This window comes from Flavobacterium sp. 9 (genome assembly GCF_002754195.1).
Taxonomy (GTDB): domain Bacteria; phylum Bacteroidota; class Bacteroidia; order Flavobacteriales; family Flavobacteriaceae; genus Flavobacterium.
Genome location: NZ_PEEU01000001.1, coordinates 647,969 through 667,861, shown reverse-complemented (window position 1 = coordinate 667,861; position 19,893 = coordinate 647,969). Strand labels below are relative to the sequence as shown.

Here is a 19,893-nt window from a genome sequence, read left to right as displayed (position 1 = left end):
AAATATCGGTATAGAGTATTTTTTTATCAAACAAATAATATCAAACTTTCTTAGTTAAATACCATTGCGTAGTTTTTTTTATATAAATTTCTTTCTGTTTTTATAAAACTTTAACTTTGTTTTTAATTGTCTTATCTGTCTTCAATCGTAATTATAATTCCTGATTTATTGAGCAATTATTTTTTCTTTTGTAATCTCTGGTACGATTTGAAATAAAGTAAATTAACGTTTTAGGGCTACTATATGCTAAATTCAAAGTAAATTTATTTGTTATTAATATAACATAGAGGCAGATGTTCAAAGTGAAATTATTTTTGGACAATACATAATAAGAGGTCGGGGAGAGGATGGCCGCCATTGATATTTTAAATAATGCAATCTGACTCTTGAAAATGTTTCATAACATCATTCAGGTGAACCGGGTATTATAGCGCTTTTTTGTGCTGAGAGTTCGGAATGTTTTTTGTTCTTAAATATGTTGTTTCCTTGTGTTTTAATGTCTCTTTATCTCCTTGAAAGGGTTTAAAAAACAAGTAATTTTGTGCTTTATTAAAAAGTAACGGAGTAACTGAAAATCCATAAAGAGTAGGGACAAATTTAAAGTTTTATTATGTTAAAAATGTACAAAAAGGTAGTTATTGACAACTATGCGAATTTTAAAGGAAGAGCGAGAAGGAAATAGTATTGGTATTATTGTTTGGTAAATGCTATTATTTTAACAGTTCTTAAAATCGTAGATACTACTTATGGTTTAACGATTGGAGTGGGACATTTTGGTTTACTTTATAGTATATATACATTAGTTTTTCTTTTGCCAGGTATAGCGGTAGCTGTTAGGAGAATGCATGATGTTGGTAAAAGTGGTTGGTGTATGTTTATTCCTTTCTATAATATAGTTTTGGGTTGTACTCAAGGAGAAAAAGGATATAATGAATATGGGACAGATCCTAAAAGATTAGTAGATGAGTTAGATGAGATTGGAAAAGAATAAACTTAAATAGATAGAAATCGAATTATGAAAAAATCTACCAGAGAAAGAATATCTTCCATATGTGGGTAAGTTCTATGGCGATTAATGAAGCCTGCCTCATTTGTTGATTTATTATAGTCCCTGTACAAGGGACTTTTTTATTTGGGCTGGTACAAAAGATTTATGCGCTTCACCAATGGTGTGGAAAATTTCGATCGTCATAAATCTTATAGCTTTCATTATTATTTGGATTATCTATATTCCTTTTAGAAAATTAATCAGCTGTATGAATATGGATTGCTTTTAGTATTCTTTTTCCTGGCTATCTCTGGTCACTCGAGTTCTGAATGTTCTATTTCTATTTTATGTTTACGCAAATAAATGACTGTTTCCGGATTTGAAATGGCTATTGCTCTCATATGCAGAAGTTGGATTATTTTTAATGATATTAAGCAAGCATTTAAGTCAAAAAAAAATGTTTTTAAAAGCGTGTATGTCAATGAAGGAAATACATTTAGGTTTCCCTGTAAGACCTTGAAGCTTATGTAGAAAGCACGGCCAGAACGGAATAGATATGTATCTCTTACCATATTGATGTCTTTTATCTTCTCTTGGGATCCTCCGTTGATACCTATTGTTGGTGTTTCGCATGTTAATTTTTTTGTGATTGCGTTTTTTAATGTGCCGGTATTATTGTGGCTTAGAGATGTTTTCATCCAGACATTAATGGTTATGGTCTATTACCCATTAAATTGGAACCAGAAACAGGCAAGCAGGTTTTTAATAAAGGATTGGTAGTTAGGAAGTGTTATTTTGAGATCAGGCTTTATGGAAGATCGGATAGCAATACCCTATAAAAATCCCTAGAGGACATTATCATAATAATTTATCAAATACTTTTTTTGATTATTTCATAAACGAATTTCGTAGAGACAGATGGAAAGCAATAAACTGTCTTGTTTTTATTTGGAAGATCTCACTATGCATTAATTGCTGTATCTGGTGTAAAAACATAAATAGAAACTTTACATGATAAATATTTAAAAATGAAAATAACTATGACTTCTTTTGATCAGAATTTAATACTGACCCCGCATGATGCGCTGGAGCGCTATCGTGACGAGCTATATTTGTATAAGGCCGATGGGCGGTTGGCGATCCTACCGGGTGTGATTGGTACGGTATTCTTCGAACGTGGTTCTAAACCAGATGTACGACAAGGTATTCTTGCCTGCTTTGACCGCTTCGAACAAATGTTTGGCGAACATCTCAAGGGAGGTAAGGATAAGGATTTGGGTGGATTTACAAAACGTACGCCAAAGGGACTGGAAGCGATCCGGAGTGCAATTCTAGAGACTCCGCCGTACTACAAAGTAAGCGTAGTGCGTTCCAGTGCTACCGATGAGAATACGGCGGCAGAATATCAAATAACAACACTGACCAATAATGAGCTCTCTCAAGACTACTGCCAACCTGGAGAGAAGAATGTGTGGCCTAAGGGCTGTGATGGTGGTCAGCTTTCATTTCTGAAATTCCATATGCCGATGGATTTTGTGGTAAACCTGCAAGGAATCGAACAATACGAAAGTTTTTTACGATTTGTATGCGAGCATCTTCCGGTACGTGGGGGTTATGGAGGGCTGTCACCAATTAGACCTTATAGATCTGATAATTATTGCGTGGAACAGGAAAGAGTATTGGCCAAACGGTTCAGTGGGCTCGAAATCGATAGTGATGCTTTCATAAAGAAGGACAACTACGTGGTGCGTTCTTATAAGGGTAAGCCATCAGAAAGAGCATATACTTTTTACCCCTACCCTCATCCTGGTGCAAAAGTAAAGGATTATGGTTTTATCAAAGGCGTGAACTGGTACACTTTAATAGGCGATGTGTTTGTTAACCGCCTGGGTGGGGAAATGGCGGTTCGGAAATCTCTGGCTCGACCTGATATTGGAGTTGAGCGTATTGATGCATGCCTGCTGATCCGCGCAGGTAATTTCCCGCGGTTAGGTGCGCCTGAAGAAGGATTGCCGGAACCATATGTGTTTGTCAACAGTCTGTTGCGTGTCTTGCGACGCCCGAGCGTGTTAGAAATAGTTCGGGGCCCGGATATGTGGATCGCACGCTTCGATTTACCCAATGCGCCACCGATTCCATCGCCACCAAAGGTGCTGCCTGGTGATTTGGGTACTGTAGATACGGGTACAAATGATGAGCTCCCGTAACAGTAATGTCAAAGATTTCAATTTGATATGGCTAGTTGTATAAAGAATATAAAATCTTAAAAGAGACCAAAAAGCTATTGATTAATCTTTGCCAAAATTTCTTGTGTTCTTTATACTTTTTTTTTGATTATAAAATATTAACGAAAAGGGACACTATATTCACTAATGAAGACATAGGCCATAGAGTAGGTAGTCTGGCACGATTTAAAATAAAGTAAATTAACGTTTTAGGGCTACTATATATTAAATTCTAAAAGTAAATTTATTTATTATTAAAAATAACAAATAAACTAGATAATAAGGTTGGGGAGAGTATAGGCGCCATTGCTATTTTGAGTGATGTAATCAGACTTTTCAATTTCATAGTATCTTTAGGTGAGCCAACGCAGTATTTGTTATTTGTTAAGCTTGTTTTTAAAAATTAAAAACCAATCCATCATTAAAGTTTTATGGTGGATTGGTCTTTTTAATTCACTTTCAAATAGCAATTAAATAATAATAATAATAATAATAATAATAATAATAATAATAATAATAATAATAATAATAATAATAATAATAATAATAATAATAATTCATATTTGGACTTCAAGAAAAGATCTTGATTATTAGTAATAGGAATAATATACTGCTACTTAAAAAAGATTTATAAAAACTTCTTGTTTTTTATCTGAGTTTGTAGTTGCTAAATTTGCATCACAAATTACCACCAGCCTGTTACTATATAATCCACCGATATTGATTTTGCATAAGCTGTAGCGATATCCCTTTCGGCTTGCAAAGTAGCTTTATTTGCAGCAATTTCATCCTGATATACTTTCAATTTAAAAGACCATTCCTTATTGTTATCGGCTAAAATTTTGGCTCCAATACTATTTGTAAGAGCTTTGGCCTCAGTATAAGAAGTTGAATTAGGGTCGATTTCGATAAGGTATTGACTGGCAGAATATGCTCCGTCTTCATTTTGAAGCTTGGCCCAAATGTTTTTTGCCTGTGTTAATTTGGTTTTACCGTCATAGTTTATATACTGTTTATAAATTACTTTCGATTCTAGCGTACTTTTGTCATAGCAAGCTTTGCAAACATCAGGAATGGTTGCCAATTTAAATAAGGCAGCATCAAACTGATTTTGACTTGCCAGCAGTTTAGCATCTTTTATGATAAGATCACATTTACGATTGTAATATTCTACAATTTTAACTTTCGCTTTTTCAATAAAATCTTGATATTTGGGATCTTCTATTTTTAAGTTTTTTAGAGCGGACATATATGCTTTAGTCTCGTTTTCTCCCACACCTTTTAATGTTACAGAACAGTTTGAAAACTTAATTCCTTCCATACCATCGCCTATATAAAGATTTACTCCTAATGTGTAGGCCTGCATTGGCGGTGCTGTTGGTGTAATGTCCTTGGATAAGACAACAATATTTGCCGTTATTATAAATCTTGAATTTTCAGAACTAACTCCTAAACCGCTAGAGGTAATGATTTGAGATAACTTGTTTTCGAGATTATTGCGCGCAATATCCGTCATATCTTCTACCTGATATGGCGAAACGTATGCTGAGATATCTATTTTTGGACTGCTATCAGGTACAGTGGAAGACTGTGCATTTGCCAATACTACTACCAGCATGCAGCATATTAAAATTATTTTTTTCATCTTTAATATTATAATTATTTTTCTCCTACTACAATAGATGCCTGACCCAATCCTTTGGTCATTAATTTTGACTCAATTTTATAGGTATCTTTTAAATATTTTTGAAGTCCTTTTGCCCATCCTTTTGTGTCAATAGCTTTGCCGCTTGCATCAAAAAGTGGAATTCTGACCTGTTCGAAGAGCATCATATTTTCAGTTACATCAGATGCACTAAAACGACCTTTTACGGTATTGTTTTTCATCCAATTGTCAATCTGATTTCCTAATTCGTCTCCGCCGTAATCTGTTTCAAAATCACCTTTAAAAGAATCAAATTTTTTCAATCTCAATGTTATTTCTCTACCATTGGTGAACATATCATCAAAATGACTCATCAATTGGGTATTGAAATTATCGATATGAGATAGTACTGCAGTTTCTAACATTACAGGCAGATTGGATCCAATTAATTCGGCTCCGGTTCCCGATGCACCTGCAACTTGTTTATCGGTGTAAGAATCTAATCCCTGAAGATTAAATGTTACAGAGTGTTTGGGTCCCATTGTATTTACGTCCCACATAATTTGTATGATAATGTCGGCTTTAGCTACTTTTTTTAATTTATCAATCGGGCTTTCGGCAATAGCAGCACCACTTGTTTTGCTTGTTACCATGGCATCTTCTGCTGATTCACTTTGCAACGATTTCAGCGTTGATTCCAGGTTTTTTAAAGGAAATCCTCTGGAGGCCATTAATTCATTTATTTTACTAATAACAATCAAAAGATCTGAATCTTCCTGTAATGCAGTTTTGTAATCAGGGACTTTCACAATTGAGCCCTGATTATAAAATTCAAACATATAACCTCGCTGATTACACCAAACATCACTAGGGACGACCATAATAGTTGGTTTTTTTGCTTGCGCATTAGAATTGATTGTTACACTTAATAGAAGTGCAAAAAGTAACAGTGTTTTTTTCATTTTTTTACAAGGTGTTTATTTTCTTTATAATTATTTCTTTCTAAGATGAAATAGTCTAAGGGAACAATGTCTAAAGGAGTATCATTTACTTCTTTTAAAGACTAAAATCCACTTGAAAGAGATTTGATTATTTGGGCAGTTTCTAAGTCTTTACGTAATTCCGATACATTTACAGATACAATTACTCCGATTTTATATTCTTTACCTATTTTCATGCGATCTTCAGCATCAACAGCACCATCGTTTGACAGTGTAACAAACTTCATGTATTTCCCGCCATCACTAAAAAAAGTCTTAAAAAAATCGGCTTTTTCAATTTCTAAATCCGAATTGTTAGTCAGTGGACTTTGACCTGGAACACCAGATTTGCCTGCAAATCCCTTAAAAATAATTCCATGAATAGCATTCTTTTTGCATTGTTCTGTTGCTACTTCGGGTTTTTTAGAATAAGACCAAACTTTTATAAGGTACGTTCCCTGAATTCCGGTTTGAACAGCTTCAATTTCATATCGCCATGCTTCAGTATCTTTATTGGCTTTTCTTTGCTGGGCATTAATTGTAATCGAAGAAATGATCAGTAGAAGTAATGTGATTATAATTTTTTTCATTTTTAATTGATTTAAAACTAATTAACTTGTATGATTAGCATTCCTGGATAATATTTACTTCCGCCTTCAAATGTTGTTGCCTCAATTGTTGATTTAATTTCATTTCCATCATCATCTAAAAGAGGTAGTCCTCCAGTATAACGATTGTCCCAAATTTGATTTTTACTAACTTTGATAGATCCCTTCTTTTTATATTCAATAATTCCAGTTTTAGGATCCATATTCGCTTCCAAAACATCAAATTTATCTCCCGGTTCAATACCTTCTTTTATTCCAATTTTTGCAGTAATCGGATTTCCTGTAAATAATGGTGTTTTGGTTTTAAATACATCATATTTTTTCTGAAGTTTGGCATAAACATTGTCTACATTTCTAGTTACGGCAAGATCAATAATTTGGTCCTCTGTTCTTTTTTCGTTAAGGGAGAATGTGACTAAACTTGTAGAATTCTCTGAACCGATATATTCCAGTTGAAATAAATCAGACTTGTCAAATTGTGCTTTTTTGGTTGCTAAATTCCCGGTTGTAGAATTATCAATCCATAAATCCTGGTAGAAAGTATTGCTGGTTACATCATCCCATTTTAATTTGTACAAATAAGAAGTTGTCCAAACAGAATAGCCTACTTTTCCTTTTTCATAAGCTTTTTCAGCAACATCGATAGCCTTGCTTCTTAGAAGGGATATGGAGATTTTATTTGCAGCAACTATCGCCGCTTCTCTTGCGGCTCTTGCAACAGGTTCATTTTCGATAAATTTCATTTTCGAAACTACAACAAATGTGTTTCCTATTAGCTCTAAACCTGCTGATTGTAATAATGTCTTTCCTTCAGAAGAGGCCTCTGCAGTTTTTATATCGGTAAACGATGCATTATTTAACCCCCTTTGGCTTACCATGTCAATGTCAAATGTTCCGTTAGCTTTTCTGTTAAACCATTTAGCTACAAGTTTATTGGCGATTTTATTATCTTTCAGGTATTTATTTATAGCGATCATCATTTCCTGATCCGAAGATTCATTAACCAAACCATATTTTTTTGCATCAAATGATTTTTCACTAATTGAATGATTATCATATTTATCCGGGAAGGGAGCATTATTATAGGCATTTATAACCTTGTCCTTTTTTGGAAAATTTTCTGATTCGATTAAAATAGTATGAAGAGAACTTCTACGGTATTTTATCTCTTTACTTGTTTGTGAAAAACTTGTTGCGCATGTAATAAGAAATGCACATGTTAATATTTTTCTTGTAATCATTGATTTTTATTTATTTTTGTCATACTCTTATGGATTTTCAGTTCCTCCCCGTTTTTTTTAGTGATTTCTGGACTTCACTTTGTTAACAAAAATCATTTTATTGACCTTAATGGTGTATGCTTAGATTAATTAGTCTATGTGGGATCTTTAAAGCTTTAATATTCATTACAGACAAACTCTTAGGAATAGTTCCAAAAGGATTTTTATATTTTTTTCGTGTTTCATTCAATACTTTGCTTTTTTAAACTAATTCTTATAAGTAACTTTATAGTTGCTATTAGGAATAAATAGTATAATGATTAGCGTTAGAAATATAATTTTATTTATGGGGCATCGCTGGAAAAGAACACTGATCTTAAATCATTTTACACTTGCTTCTATTCCGTTAGCAAAAGTACACGCAGGTACATCTTTGGGTTTTTTCATTAAGACATAATAATACGATGATAGGTCTTTTTTATATAACCATATCAGTACAGATATCCTAAACGGTTTTACATAAATTATTAAATAAATTATCTGAATGGCAGAATTCAAATCTGCCTACTAAGCTAATTAGGCAGATTTTGCATGTTATGTATTGTGAAAAGATAAAAAGAAGACTTAAAAAGATGCGAAAGAAAATGATGATGCTACAACAAAATAGGCAGTTAGGTATTTCTTTAAGATGGCGAAAAAAATGTAATAAACAAAGATCTTTATGTTGTTAAATAATGGGAGGAGAGAAAACACAATATTATTTGACTTATTTGGTGAAATTAAGAAAATATCGTACTAATGTTTTTATGTTTTTACATTTTTCCAGTCGAAACTTTAAAATTAAATTCCGACTCTTCACAATATGTTATTTAATAATAAAGATCTTATTTTCGACGAATATTTAATTTCTTAAGTAAAATAAAGGAAAGCCACTCAGTGAGTAACTTTCCTTATTTTATTAAATGTTATTTTTATCTAATTTTGTTACTGTATTTACTCAAAGCGCATGCAAATTCTTAAGTCTTTTTAATCTCGAATCTTTCGGATCTACTATTAAGTACCAAAATGCTTATCCCAAGATTTTTCCAACGAAATGCAAGATGACATTTTATTTCGTCGGGGATTTATAAATTATTTAACAACTCTTATTTTTTTTTAATTTACTCTCATTTCTTCTTTTTTACATGCTCAGGCAATTAAGAGAATTAGTAAGATGGATAATTTATTTGTTTATATATTTAAATAAATGTAAGCTATTAAAGATTAAGTGTTTATTCGGGATTTAATAACTGTTGTTATTGTAAAAATACCTCTTGAAGGAAGGGTTCTTATGTAATATTGGTGTGAATGTTTCGTAATTCGGACCATCTTTAAGTTTTTCTAATAGCTAAAATAGAGTGACATATTTAAGCCGGACTAAAAGTTACTAACATTTTGTTTAATTATTGTATCGTATTTTTTGTCCAGTTTTACTGTATTTACCAATCTTTCATTAAAACAGGTTTTCCTGTATTATGTTCTAATGTGATTGGGTAATAAATCCTCGTGACAAATATTTGAACAAAGGGGTCTACTCCCCAAACAAGCATTGGGGAACACAAAAAAGCCAATAACCAAAAAGGGCTGTGGCCATTACTAGTAGTAGGAGTCAATATTTCATTCAAGCTCAATACAAAAATAGGTAAGAAAATTGCTGCGTATAGATGATAAGACCGAAGCGGATTTCTGGCAGGCTTTGCCTTATCAAGAAAGTTGGCTGCTTTTTGTGTAATAGTATACGCATGCTCTTCTTCCACATACATAAGGGAAAACAGATTCTTATTGTGTCGAAACGCCTTCTCAATGTCATTGTGAGTTTGATAAACGAGATGTATCAATATGAGAGTCATGCCAACGGATATAGAAATTTTCACCCATAAATGAATAGAAGCAAAGAGGAAATAGAAATAAAATCCTGCAAAACCAAATATCCAAAAAACGCTGATCATACAAAACATAGCCATCATGCCGTTTCCTAGGAGTTTGTCAGTTTTCCTGAACGGAAGATATGTAATCCAGGTCAAGGCAAAAAAAATCAAGTTGATGCAGAGTGAGACCTTCCAGATAAGTGGTGAACAATTAATTCTTTCTGATCCTGCCCAGATGAAAAGAGTTGCAGAAATACTTAAAAAAAGCCCCACAAAGGAGGCTGTTTTCACCCCCTTTTCGTTATGTTTTCCAAAATAAGGCTGGTTGATGGTTGTTTGTTTTTTCTTTGTCATCATTTTCTATAGTACATGATTGTTGACAGATAAATATTAAAGATCCTTTTTTTTGTTGTTTAAAAATTCATTATAACTGGTTCCGAATATGTCCCCATGCAAATTTCTTCGCAATCATTAATAATTGTAGTTCTACCTTTATTTCTTATAGCTTTTTAAATTAATTAAGAAAACAGATGAAACAACTGGCGAAACAGTTGGTGATAATGTTTTTTAATAAATACTTGAAGGTATTAGATTGCTCCATGCGGACTCTACTGAGGATAAATAACAAATTGATGATTATTATATCGTCAAAAATTGTATTGGAAATAATTCTATTACATGCAAAAGTACATGCAAATTTCAAATGGTCGTGATTCGATAAGGTTGAAAAATACTGTAATAAGATTTAATTTATTAAAACCTGATCACACAACAATAGCTAACAAGTTACGATCAAGTAAAGGGTTCGATTATATGAGAGCCCTGCTTTATTAACGGGTAAATTTGATTAGCTGTTTAGGAAAATTTAATTTGCCAGGATACTAAAATCATCGCAACAACTGTTGGAACATTTGGTTCTGCTCCCTAAAGAATAATATGGGAAGATAAAAAAGCTATTCCCTCAAAACATTGCCATTAGGAGTAAAGGAAGTTAATGTTTTATTGAGGCTCAATAGAAAAGATGATAAGAACATAGCTCTGTATAAATGATAGGACTGAAACGGATTTCTGACAGGCCTTGCGTTCTCAAGATAGCCAACTACTATGCGTGATCTTTTTCGATATACAGAGTGACCCTATGAAAGAATATTTTGATTATTGTGCCGGAGAATATTTATTATTTGACCAATTAATTGAAAAGGCGCAGGCAAATGATAAATGTTTTGATACCGGGTTTAATTTTGGAATATTAATGCCATAAGCGAAATGCCATAGCTGCATTTGCTATTTTTTTTGTTTTTTATTACGTAAAAATATACAGCAATTATAGAATCTTACGCTGAGTTCTCATTACCTAAATTAGGAAACAATTAGGCTTTTTTTATAGTTCATATTAGTGAAAATAAATATTAATAAAGTAAATAAAATGATTTTAGTAATAATCTTTCGAATTATTTCCGTTTCATGTTCGCACGAAAACAAATTGAAATCGAAAATTCTATTTCAGCACTAACGTTTCTAATAGATCCATCTCTAATAATGTATTATCTGGTAAATAAAAAGGCTAAAAATCGTAGTGGAGTATACAGTACACTAATCAATTTGTAGTTTTACATCTTGCAAATAAAGCTTATTGTTATGATTTTATGACTTGTTCTAAATGCTTTATAATGGAATGTATTATATGTTTGTTAGTTTTAAAAACAAACAAACCTAAAAACGGTCATACTACAGATAGTTATAATTCTTAAATATGAAAAAATTAAAATTATTACAAATGAAAAATTTAATTTCTGCTCCTCAAAAACTTAAAAATGGAGTTGGCACAGTAGGATACCCTGACTCAAATGCACTAGGTATACGTCATATTCTATCTACTCTTTTTTTCTTTCTTTTTATTTCTACGTGCTCAGCTCAAAACGATGATATTGTAAAGCTTAAAAATATTAGTGATACCATTTTAAATACTAAAAGAACATTAAGGATAAAAGGACAACTAGATCCTGTAGAAACCATGCAAATGTTATTTCCTGGTAAATTATATAATTTTCCTGATCATAATACTTTTCTGAGTTGGAAATGTACAAGCTGCAAGCCAGTTTCTTATATTGATGTGAATGGTTTTTTAGAAGATCAATTATTTCCATATACTGAAGGTGTTGCTACGCGATTACTTACAAATATTGATTATTCAGATTCCAAAGGAAATGAATTTAAGTTCATGATCTTTAATCATTCTATTTATGATGAAGACGGAGGACGAACCAGCAGATTTACTGGTGGTCTTTTGAGTATCGCTAAATTTGAGAAAAATAGTAATTCATGGGAAATGAAATCTTTTCAACCTGCTATTGAGGCTTTTGGTTCTTTTGCTGAATCTCCTGTGCCAAAATTGGTAGAAATTGGTGAAGACCAGTACGCGTTAACACTTGTACATGAAAATGGGGCCTTTGGTAGTTCTTCTTCAGGTGATCTTTATCTCCTTGTTGGTATTGACGGAAAATATAAGCCTTTAATGGAAGTAAATTACTATTCTCTTAATAATATAAGTACAGAGTGGTCAAGTTCATATAGAGTGGTTAATGATAATAATAAAAAGTTTTTCCGTGATTTTGTTATTACAACAACTGGCTCATATGTAAATGCAAAAGATAGTGAAGGGGATGTTGAGGTAGATTTGCCAAGCGAAATTGTCAGAATGGCTGAAACTAAAAAGAAGTTTAATTTTGTAATTGAAAGACGTTTTTCATTTAAAGACAAACACTATAGCGCTATAGGTAAATCTGTTGTAAAATTTTCAAACATAAAATAATACTCGCTTAACGAATAAATAAATTCGTAAAAATATTTAACAAGTAGAAAGATTGATTTCATACTTGAAAAAAGAATAGCTCAAGAAAATGTTTCTGATACATAGGGATGTGTATTTTAAACAAATAAAAAACTTTGAGCGTTACTATAATGTTTAATATAAGGTTTTTGTTCTGTCTGTGGTAACCAAAATTCAAATAGTAGAAGAGCTTAATGCTATCAATAATGCGGTTTAAGTTTTTTATAGTAGCTAGTATTAATAATAAATATTAATCAATAGATTAAATAAAATGAAGAAAAGACGAGTAGATGGAGATTCGCTAAAAAACAAAAATATTGTTGTTCATTTAGTTATTAGAGTTGCAATTTTTCTTGTAATTTCAGTATATCTTTTATCAATGCAAAAAAAACTATACAGTCATGATAAGTTATTTATATTCATGGAATTAATATCTTTTGCTGTACTATGGGTATTTTTTTTAATGATAGAAACCATAGTTTTGAATCGAAAAAAGAGAAGAGTGTTAAAAAATGCCAATCTTTTATTGATTTCGATCACGCCTTTTTTACTATTTATTTGTATTTATGTATTTGATATAAAACAGTGATTAGTCGAGACTTATGGCGATCATAAATCTGCATTTTCTTTTTCTATTAATGCAAATTCATACAGCGTAATTTCCTTTTGTCGAACTATTTTTTATTTTTTTTCATGCTATAAATTATGAAAAAATAAAAGGGAAACTTCATACTAGGCAAATCAAACTCAATTTTTTAGCAATAGCCAAAACCTTTCGAGTGTTAGAACAGGTTTTGGCAATTTTAGATAGGAAAAGAAGAATGATCTGTTATTCCATTATTAGAATCCTTTCTTTATCTTAATGAAAAGTATTGTCTTAAAATAATATTGGAATTCTTGTTAAAAGTAAATGATTGATGATAAGATTCTGGAAATTAATTTTTTAATTTCATGTCAAAAAGAAGGGTGTTGTTGATTAATTTCTTAGAAAATAACGCCATTGAGAATATGTTTTTTGATAGTCAGTTCAAAAGTTAGTTATTCTTCCCGATATCTTATTTAATTTGACACAGAGTTCGGCTATAGCTTTGTGGCGGTTTCCGAAAGTTTCTACATAAATACACGGAAAAATTCTGTTCTAGTGATTTTTACGCCTGCTATACTATTTCAGACGAATGTTTCATAATTAATTAAGTAAAAGCAGAATCTAGTATTAATATCTATACCAGCGAAATGACTACATGCTAGTACTGGTTTTCTTTATTGCTATTTTTGTAATTAATAACAATCTCTAGGTATTAAATCAAGAACGGGATTTATAGTATTATAAGTTTTCAACTATAAGAATATAGTACAATAAGAGGAATATGGTTTGCTAACTGGGTATTGCGGAACGAACTGGAATTAGGTGTACACTTTCACCGGAATAATCACTTCCAAGATTTTAAAATTGATTTTTATTCTTTGGTAATTAGTTTCTTTTTTATCTTGCTATTGTTATTTTTTAATAAATGATTTTTTTATAATATTTCTTCTTATTGTAAACAAATTCAAAAGACTTAAAAAATTATAAATTATTTTTTGACAATATGAATTTTATGTCGATATCTTAATGTTACGATAATTACGAGAAATATTATTGTTAGTGATTGGTCATTAATGGTTTGGTTTAATGATGTGAAAGTATACTTAGTTCTTAAGGTATAATTCTTTAAAATATTTAATTGAAACACCAAAGGAGTGGTAAAGAGCAAGAAAACATTTTTTTTAAGGATATTTTTTCTTTTATTTTTATGATAATCTGTGAATAATCTATAGATATAGTAAAACGCCATAGATTGCTAGATTTTTTATGTTTTATTAAGGTTACTTAAGTAAAAACGAATGTGTTTTAATTAAAAGTTTTACAACAGGTTAAATTTAATAGGGTTATAAAAATAGTATATTTTTATTGATTTGCTTTGTTGCTGTTTTTTCCAATGGTAATTACCAAAATGACACAATATTATATAAAAAAGGAGCGAAAGTTTTAATTTCTGCTCCTTTTATAGTTGCTAAGTCTTAAAGAAATTTCTTGACTAGCTCTTTTTGAAGATTGTTTTAAAATAGGGATTGATTTTTGAATCTTACTCTTTCAATAAATAGTTTTTAATATAATTTCAAATGCTTTTAAAAAAAAACATTTGAACAACATATGTGTTAATTTGAGAAGTAAATCTCAAAAAAAAACGCCTTTAAAACAAATACCACTAAGTCAAAGGCATAAGGATTTAAACCCCAAAAACAAATTTACTATAAGAACGTATTTTGCACTTTTTAAGAAAAGAGTATTGCTGCTTAAATAGCAATACCAAAACTATCTACATGAACAAATGAAGTACCAGTGCAAAAAAAGTATCCATTTGATTTAAGTTTTTATCCCATTTTTTTAAAATTGGATTTTTTAAAATAATATCCACTTTATATTTTTTATCTTCAAAAAGATTAGGGCAAATTTAGCAAGCAATTCATCAATTCACAGGATAATAAAGGTATTAAAATACGATAATAGGCTTAAAATAAATAAATACTAACTTTGTATCTAGTGCGAAGTAGTTAACAGAATATATTTATTCTTAACTAAGCATCCTTAGAAAAAACATATTTAAATCAGAATAATGAAAAACAGCTTAAACCAAATAGTGCTTTTTGTATTTCTTTTAATGTTTTATAACATCCATAAAAAAACAAATAAATTATTTCAAAGAGTGAGTAAGGATAGTCCTTAATTGGTAGATTTTCAGGTTACGAGTTGTCTGAAATGATTAATCGGATAAAACAGTAAACGATTTTATTTAAATAAAAAATATGTAATGTGCCGATAAGGTAGTTTCTGTACAAAGTATGTTGTATATCTTCCGTTAAGAGTTAGAGTTCACATTGTTCAAATATTTTCAATATAGATGATAACTTTCTTAAATATAATCTGATAGTGTTTTCAGGTATATTTGTTTAAATTTAAAGTTTATATGTGTCTAAACAAATCTCATTGCAATAAAAGAGTTTTAGTTTAGTAATTTGGATATATAATTATTTAGTTCATAATTGTTTTTTAGATTGATTAAAAAAGTAGAGTCTAATAGATGAAAATTATAAATATATTTCTTCTGTTGGTCAATGGTTGGGGAATTTTACAAAGAAAAAATGCGGATTTTTTATGTAGAAAGGTTTGCGTTTTTTCAGTGCGGATTACTATTATTGGAATCTTAATCTGATTTCGATGATTTTTTGTTTCTATTAATAGCGATGTGCCATGATTTTGCCACAATGTTGAAGACGGCTATTTAATGAAATGCAAAGATCCTTTTTGTTTTAAATATTATTATTTAATTAGAATTTCTGAATTTCCAAACACTTGCTTTTTTTAAAACGAAAATAATTTGTTCCACCAGATCAACGGATAATAATAACGTCGAGAGCATGAATTTTACATTGTTTGGAGCCTGAGGTTCCAGTTCAAGACGTTTTGGCACTTGATTTCCGCGCTGTTATTCTGATTCATTAAAACCAGGCTTGAGGATTTTAGTAAAGGACTCTAAAAGTTTTTTGAGAATCTATTTACCAGCCCAATAATATACCGTAGCGAAGTCTTTTTTGTGTAAATAATAGCAGCTGCAACCGCAGTCTGTCCACCGCATTAGTAGCTGTGTGGTTGGTTTTAATTCCAAAAAAAACACTTATAAACTATAAAAATATAAGTAAAGGTTAATATGTGTAATTTTAATTACATATCCTCCGTGAGAAATTGATCTTAGGTATACAAACTTGTTCTCTACCATTGTAAGACGTTTTGCAAGTCCTTTATTAATGGTGCTTACCTAATTCCAATTACCAATAAGACAAAGAGTATTGAAGATTCTATTGGCAAGGTCCAAAATAAATTAGACTTAAATATAGAAAATCCATTTTCTATCTCTTATTATCCAGCAGTACAATTATATCGTCCCGTCTAGATTCTAATGTGGCACAGGAAATAGATTCTCGTGTATTATCTTTAAAACAAAGGAAATTTAGGTCCCTGGTTTTCGATAAAATATAATTGAGGTTTATTTCTTCATCTTTTAAAAGTGAGGCAAAACGGTCTGATAATAATTCAATTTCTGAAATCGTAACATGTATTGCTATATTTAATATGTCAAAAAAGTGTTATGTATCTGAAATTGCCAATAACAATGGATAGTCAGGATGAGATTGGGTTTGAAACACAAATTCATCCTGATCAATATTTACACTCTCTTTTTTTAGATATTGACAGAGAAAAGAAAAGATTGGCATACAAGTACTATTTTTTTATATTTTCATTTAGAAATAATACTAGATCTTGTGGTTTTATATTCTTTTTAATTACTACTCCTTTTTCATTTAAAAGAAAGTTGGAAGGAAAAGAAAAAATCTTTTCTCGTGACGCTATTAGAGCATCCTCATCAAGATATTGTTTCCAGGGAATTTCCTTTTCTAAAATCCTTTTTTTCCAAATATCGACATCTTTTGTATGGTCAGTTGAAATGCCAATAATGTTAAAACCTGCTGAGTTGTATTTGTTATATAAATCCTTCCACAAAGGAATTTGATCTAAGCAAGGACGACACCTGCTGAACCAAATTTCGATTAGTGTAAATTTGGCTGTAGGTATTTTTAAAACACTTTTCTGAAGATCTGTGTTTTGTAAAACTAATTCTGGAAATTTATGGTTTTCCTTTATTGATATAGTTTGGAATTCATTATTTAGAATTCCCCATAATCTTTCCTCTTTTATTTTCTTTGAAAAAGACTTTAGACATTTTTCATATAATTCAGTATACCCTTGTTGATTAAATCTTCCAACCAAAAACCATAATGCTACATACGAATTGGGATTATTTTTAATATAATCAAACAATCTCGCATCATCTTCATCATTAAAGTTAAAGGGTATTGGATATTTTTTTGACCCGTTAAATACATTAGGTATAAATTTTTCTATAAATTCGATATTTGTATCTCCATCTGAACTTTCTAATTTATATTCTGAATTAAATTTAATTTTTGTTGTAGTGTTGTCAATAAAGAAACTTTCAACTCTAAAGCTAGTTGTGTTTTTTTCACTACTAAAACTTAATGCGTACATTTGGGGATAGTCAAGATTAAAATTTAAGATGAACTTGTTTTTCAAAACCACTGAACTTAATTTTTTAACACTATAATAATTTTCACCAAGGGTAGACCAACTGAAGTTGATTGTATCGTTTATGTCTTTATTTGAGATTATATCACCTTGTATTTTTGCTTTTTTATTAGCAAGCATAATTTTTGAAGGACGTTGGTTTAATTTTATTTTTTGATTCCAACTTTCGTCTAATCCATCATTATAGAAAACTTTTTCTGGAAGTATTTGAGAATAAACAGAGACGCAAATCATTAGGGTCAAAAAAAGAAACATTTTTTTTTTCATGGATTATGTTTTTTAAAATAAGTTTCACTATTTGTAGTGAAACTTAAATTTGTGATTCTTTTTAATTTATGCTATACAGCAATAATTACAGGAAATAGATCCATCCCCAGTAGTTACCCCACAACCCGTAGAACAGGGTTTGTAACTAACGCAAGTTCCTCCACTTATTCCATTTCCTTTGTTATCTTTAACGAACTTCACACTTCCTACAATAGTTCTCATTTCATCCCTGGCAAGAGTGATTTTTGCATCTTTAAAACTAAATTTTTTCATTTTTCTAAAAAATAAATATTAATAAATCATGTTTTGCTTTGTTAATAAACAAGCTATAAAACAAATATAGAATGCCATTACTTTGGAGTCTGCAATTATTAAGACATTAAAAAGGGATAATCAGTCATTTTTTAAAAGAATAAGGCTTTTTTATTGTTTTATTGATTTTTTTGAATTGGATTCTTTAATTTAAGTTGAATGTAATTAAGCTCGACAAAAAAACTTCTTGTTTTATACCTGATTTTTTATGCATAACTACAGGAGATAAAATAGATATTAGAAATGGATAATTGGATTTCATTAGAATATAAAATCATTAAAATTTAAATATTATGGGGAAAAAATGATCATTGGTTTGTACTCGATTTAGATAAAGATCCTGAATCTGAAATTTATATTGCAGTTTCAGATCGTGATTATAGCGATTATTCTATTGTTGATCAAAATTTAATAAAGGGAAGAGATAAATGTTACTTTATGTAAATCTTGTTATAATTGATAGTAATATAAAATATTTTGGGGTATTCCATGTTTTTTTTTAGATATAGAAGCAAGAAAAAATGAAATTAATATTGAAGTATTTTTTGCCTTTAAAATATAAAATTATTTTCCGATTGTATTGGTCAGTCACATAAATTTCCAATACTGTTTTTTTTAGGATATTCGCCAGAAAATCAAAATTCAGTAGCTATAGATCTCAATGGTTGACATTCCAAGAAATTATTAAACAAACAGAAAGATTAAAGTTGATACTCTGGGTTAAAAGTGAATACTCGAAACCATATCAAATTATTGTCTTGGCAAACTGTTTTATTTTGGGCTAAATTGTCGATTTGTTCTAAATGTATTAAATACGCTATTTTGTATATTTTCTTGATTTTCGAAGATTTTAAAAAAAAATTGCAAAGCCTTGGTTTTTGTCTAGTATTTATTCTTCTGATTTGTCCTGGATTCCTTTTTTTTAATCTTATTGCAACCTGTTAAAAAACAAAGAATTATCTATGTTTGTGAAATGTTCTAAACAAAACTATCTTAATTATGGTGGGTTACAGTATTCTATATTTTAAAGTTGGGACTCCCTGAAATAAAAGAAATTAAACTTACCCAAATTACTCACAACTATGGTAGAAAAAGAAAAAATAGCTCAAGCAGCAAAAGGTCAAAAAACATCTAAGAAATTATTAATTGATATTTTTATTAATACAATGTTTATAGTTTACGTTCTATTTATTATTGGTTTATTTTTGCTTTTTAAAATTGCTGGCCACTTGCCAAGGGGCTGATATTTTTTAGTAAGTATTTCCCTGTTTAAATGCCATAAAAGAAACTAAATTTAATCAAATTACTCACAACGATGGATGAAAAGGAAAAAGCAGTTAAAGTAGCAAATCAAAAATTTTTAAAAAACATTCTTATTGGCATAATGGTTACATTGTTAATAGCAGGTATTGTGTATTTAGGTATTGTTTGGATGATGATATCGGCATTGCCATATCGTATAGGATGATGTTTTTGATAAAGGATACTAAAGAAGAAAAAGTGTCTTTGATTTTAGGGTAAGATGAGTCATTGAGATAAATATAAACTTTTTTATGTTTTTAATGATAATGAATTAGAAAGTTCTATTTTTTCATAAGTCTGTAAATTACTGCAGTTAATAGTGGAAATATAAGCTTAGTTTGGAATTAACAACAGAAAGGCGAGATGTCAATTGATAGAATATAGAAGGGATATCTACGCCTGAAAA

General features: G+C 30.2%; 12 protein-coding genes and 1 pseudogene. 6 read left to right on the top strand and 7 right to left on the bottom strand.

Annotated elements, in window-relative coordinates:
* Positions 1–694: 694 nt before the first annotated feature.
* Positions 695–991: pseudogene (locus tag CLU81_RS02490) on the top strand (DUF805 domain-containing protein); the annotation flags it as partial.
* Positions 992–2,016: 1,025 nt separating this feature from the next.
* Entirely contained in the window at positions 2,017–3,195 is a 1,179-nt protein-coding gene (locus CLU81_RS02480) for a type VI immunity family protein (RefSeq protein WP_199174543.1), read from the top strand.
* Between the two features lie 703 nt (positions 3,196–3,898).
* Here the strand turns inward: CLU81_RS02480 and CLU81_RS02475 are convergent.
* The 5 genes from CLU81_RS02475 to CLU81_RS02455 all read right to left on the bottom strand — a co-directional run bounded on the left by CLU81_RS02475 (position 3,899) and on the right by CLU81_RS02455 (position 9,930).
* Positions 3,899–4,858, bottom strand: coding sequence for a hypothetical protein (locus tag CLU81_RS02475; RefSeq protein ID WP_144444455.1), 960 nt, complete (start codon positions 4,856–4,858; stop codon positions 3,899–3,901).
* 14 nt (positions 4,859–4,872) lie between these two features.
* A complete protein-coding gene (locus CLU81_RS02470; RefSeq protein WP_099708377.1) occupies positions 4,873–5,820 on the bottom strand; it encodes a DUF6175 family protein in 948 nt (315 codons plus the stop codon).
* Positions 5,821–5,921: 101 nt separating this feature from the next.
* Entirely contained in the window at positions 5,922–6,428 is a 507-nt protein-coding gene (locus tag CLU81_RS02465; RefSeq protein ID WP_099708376.1) for a hypothetical protein, read from the bottom strand.
* Positions 6,429–6,445: 17 nt separating this feature from the next.
* Positions 6,446–7,687, bottom strand: a complete 1,242-nt coding sequence (locus CLU81_RS02460; protein WP_099708375.1) for a hypothetical protein — start codon at positions 7,685–7,687, stop codon at positions 6,446–6,448.
* Positions 7,688–9,144: 1,457 nt separating this feature from the next.
* Complete coding sequence (locus CLU81_RS02455) at positions 9,145–9,930, bottom strand: hypothetical protein (RefSeq protein WP_099708374.1); 786 nt, start codon at positions 9,928–9,930, stop codon at positions 9,145–9,147.
* A 781-nt stretch (positions 9,931–10,711) separates the two neighbouring features.
* Between CLU81_RS02455 and CLU81_RS27215 the strand changes: the two genes are divergently transcribed.
* Both CLU81_RS27215 and CLU81_RS02450 read left to right on the top strand, forming a co-directional pair.
* The gene (locus CLU81_RS27215) at positions 10,712–10,834 is read left to right on the top strand and encodes a hypothetical protein (protein ID WP_255410510.1); all 123 of its coding nucleotides are present in this window, start codon (positions 10,712–10,714) and stop codon (positions 10,832–10,834) included.
* A 516-nt stretch (positions 10,835–11,350) separates the two neighbouring features.
* A complete protein-coding gene (locus tag CLU81_RS02450; RefSeq protein WP_233209637.1) occupies positions 11,351–12,385 on the top strand; it encodes a hypothetical protein in 1,035 nt (344 codons plus the stop codon).
* Between the two features lie 4,339 nt (positions 12,386–16,724).
* Here the strand turns inward: CLU81_RS02450 and CLU81_RS02440 are convergent.
* On the bottom strand, positions 16,725–17,873 hold the full coding sequence (locus CLU81_RS02440; protein WP_099708372.1) for a TlpA disulfide reductase family protein: 1,149 nt from the start codon (positions 17,871–17,873) through the stop codon (positions 16,725–16,727).
* Positions 17,874–17,939: 66 nt separating this feature from the next.
* A complete protein-coding gene (locus CLU81_RS26730) occupies positions 17,940–18,146 on the bottom strand; it encodes a hypothetical protein (RefSeq protein ID WP_099708371.1) in 207 nt (68 codons plus the stop codon).
* 1,121 nt (positions 18,147–19,267) lie between these two features.
* Here CLU81_RS26730 and CLU81_RS26725 point away from each other — a divergent pair.
* Both CLU81_RS26725 and CLU81_RS26720 read left to right on the top strand, forming a co-directional pair.
* Entirely contained in the window at positions 19,268–19,429 is a 162-nt protein-coding gene (locus CLU81_RS26725) for a hypothetical protein (RefSeq protein ID WP_158235303.1), read from the top strand.
* A gap of 71 nt (positions 19,430–19,500) precedes the next feature.
* Positions 19,501–19,653, top strand: a complete 153-nt coding sequence (locus tag CLU81_RS26720) for a hypothetical protein (protein ID WP_158235302.1) — start codon at positions 19,501–19,503, stop codon at positions 19,651–19,653.
* The last annotated feature ends 240 nt before the right edge of the window (positions 19,654–19,893 follow it).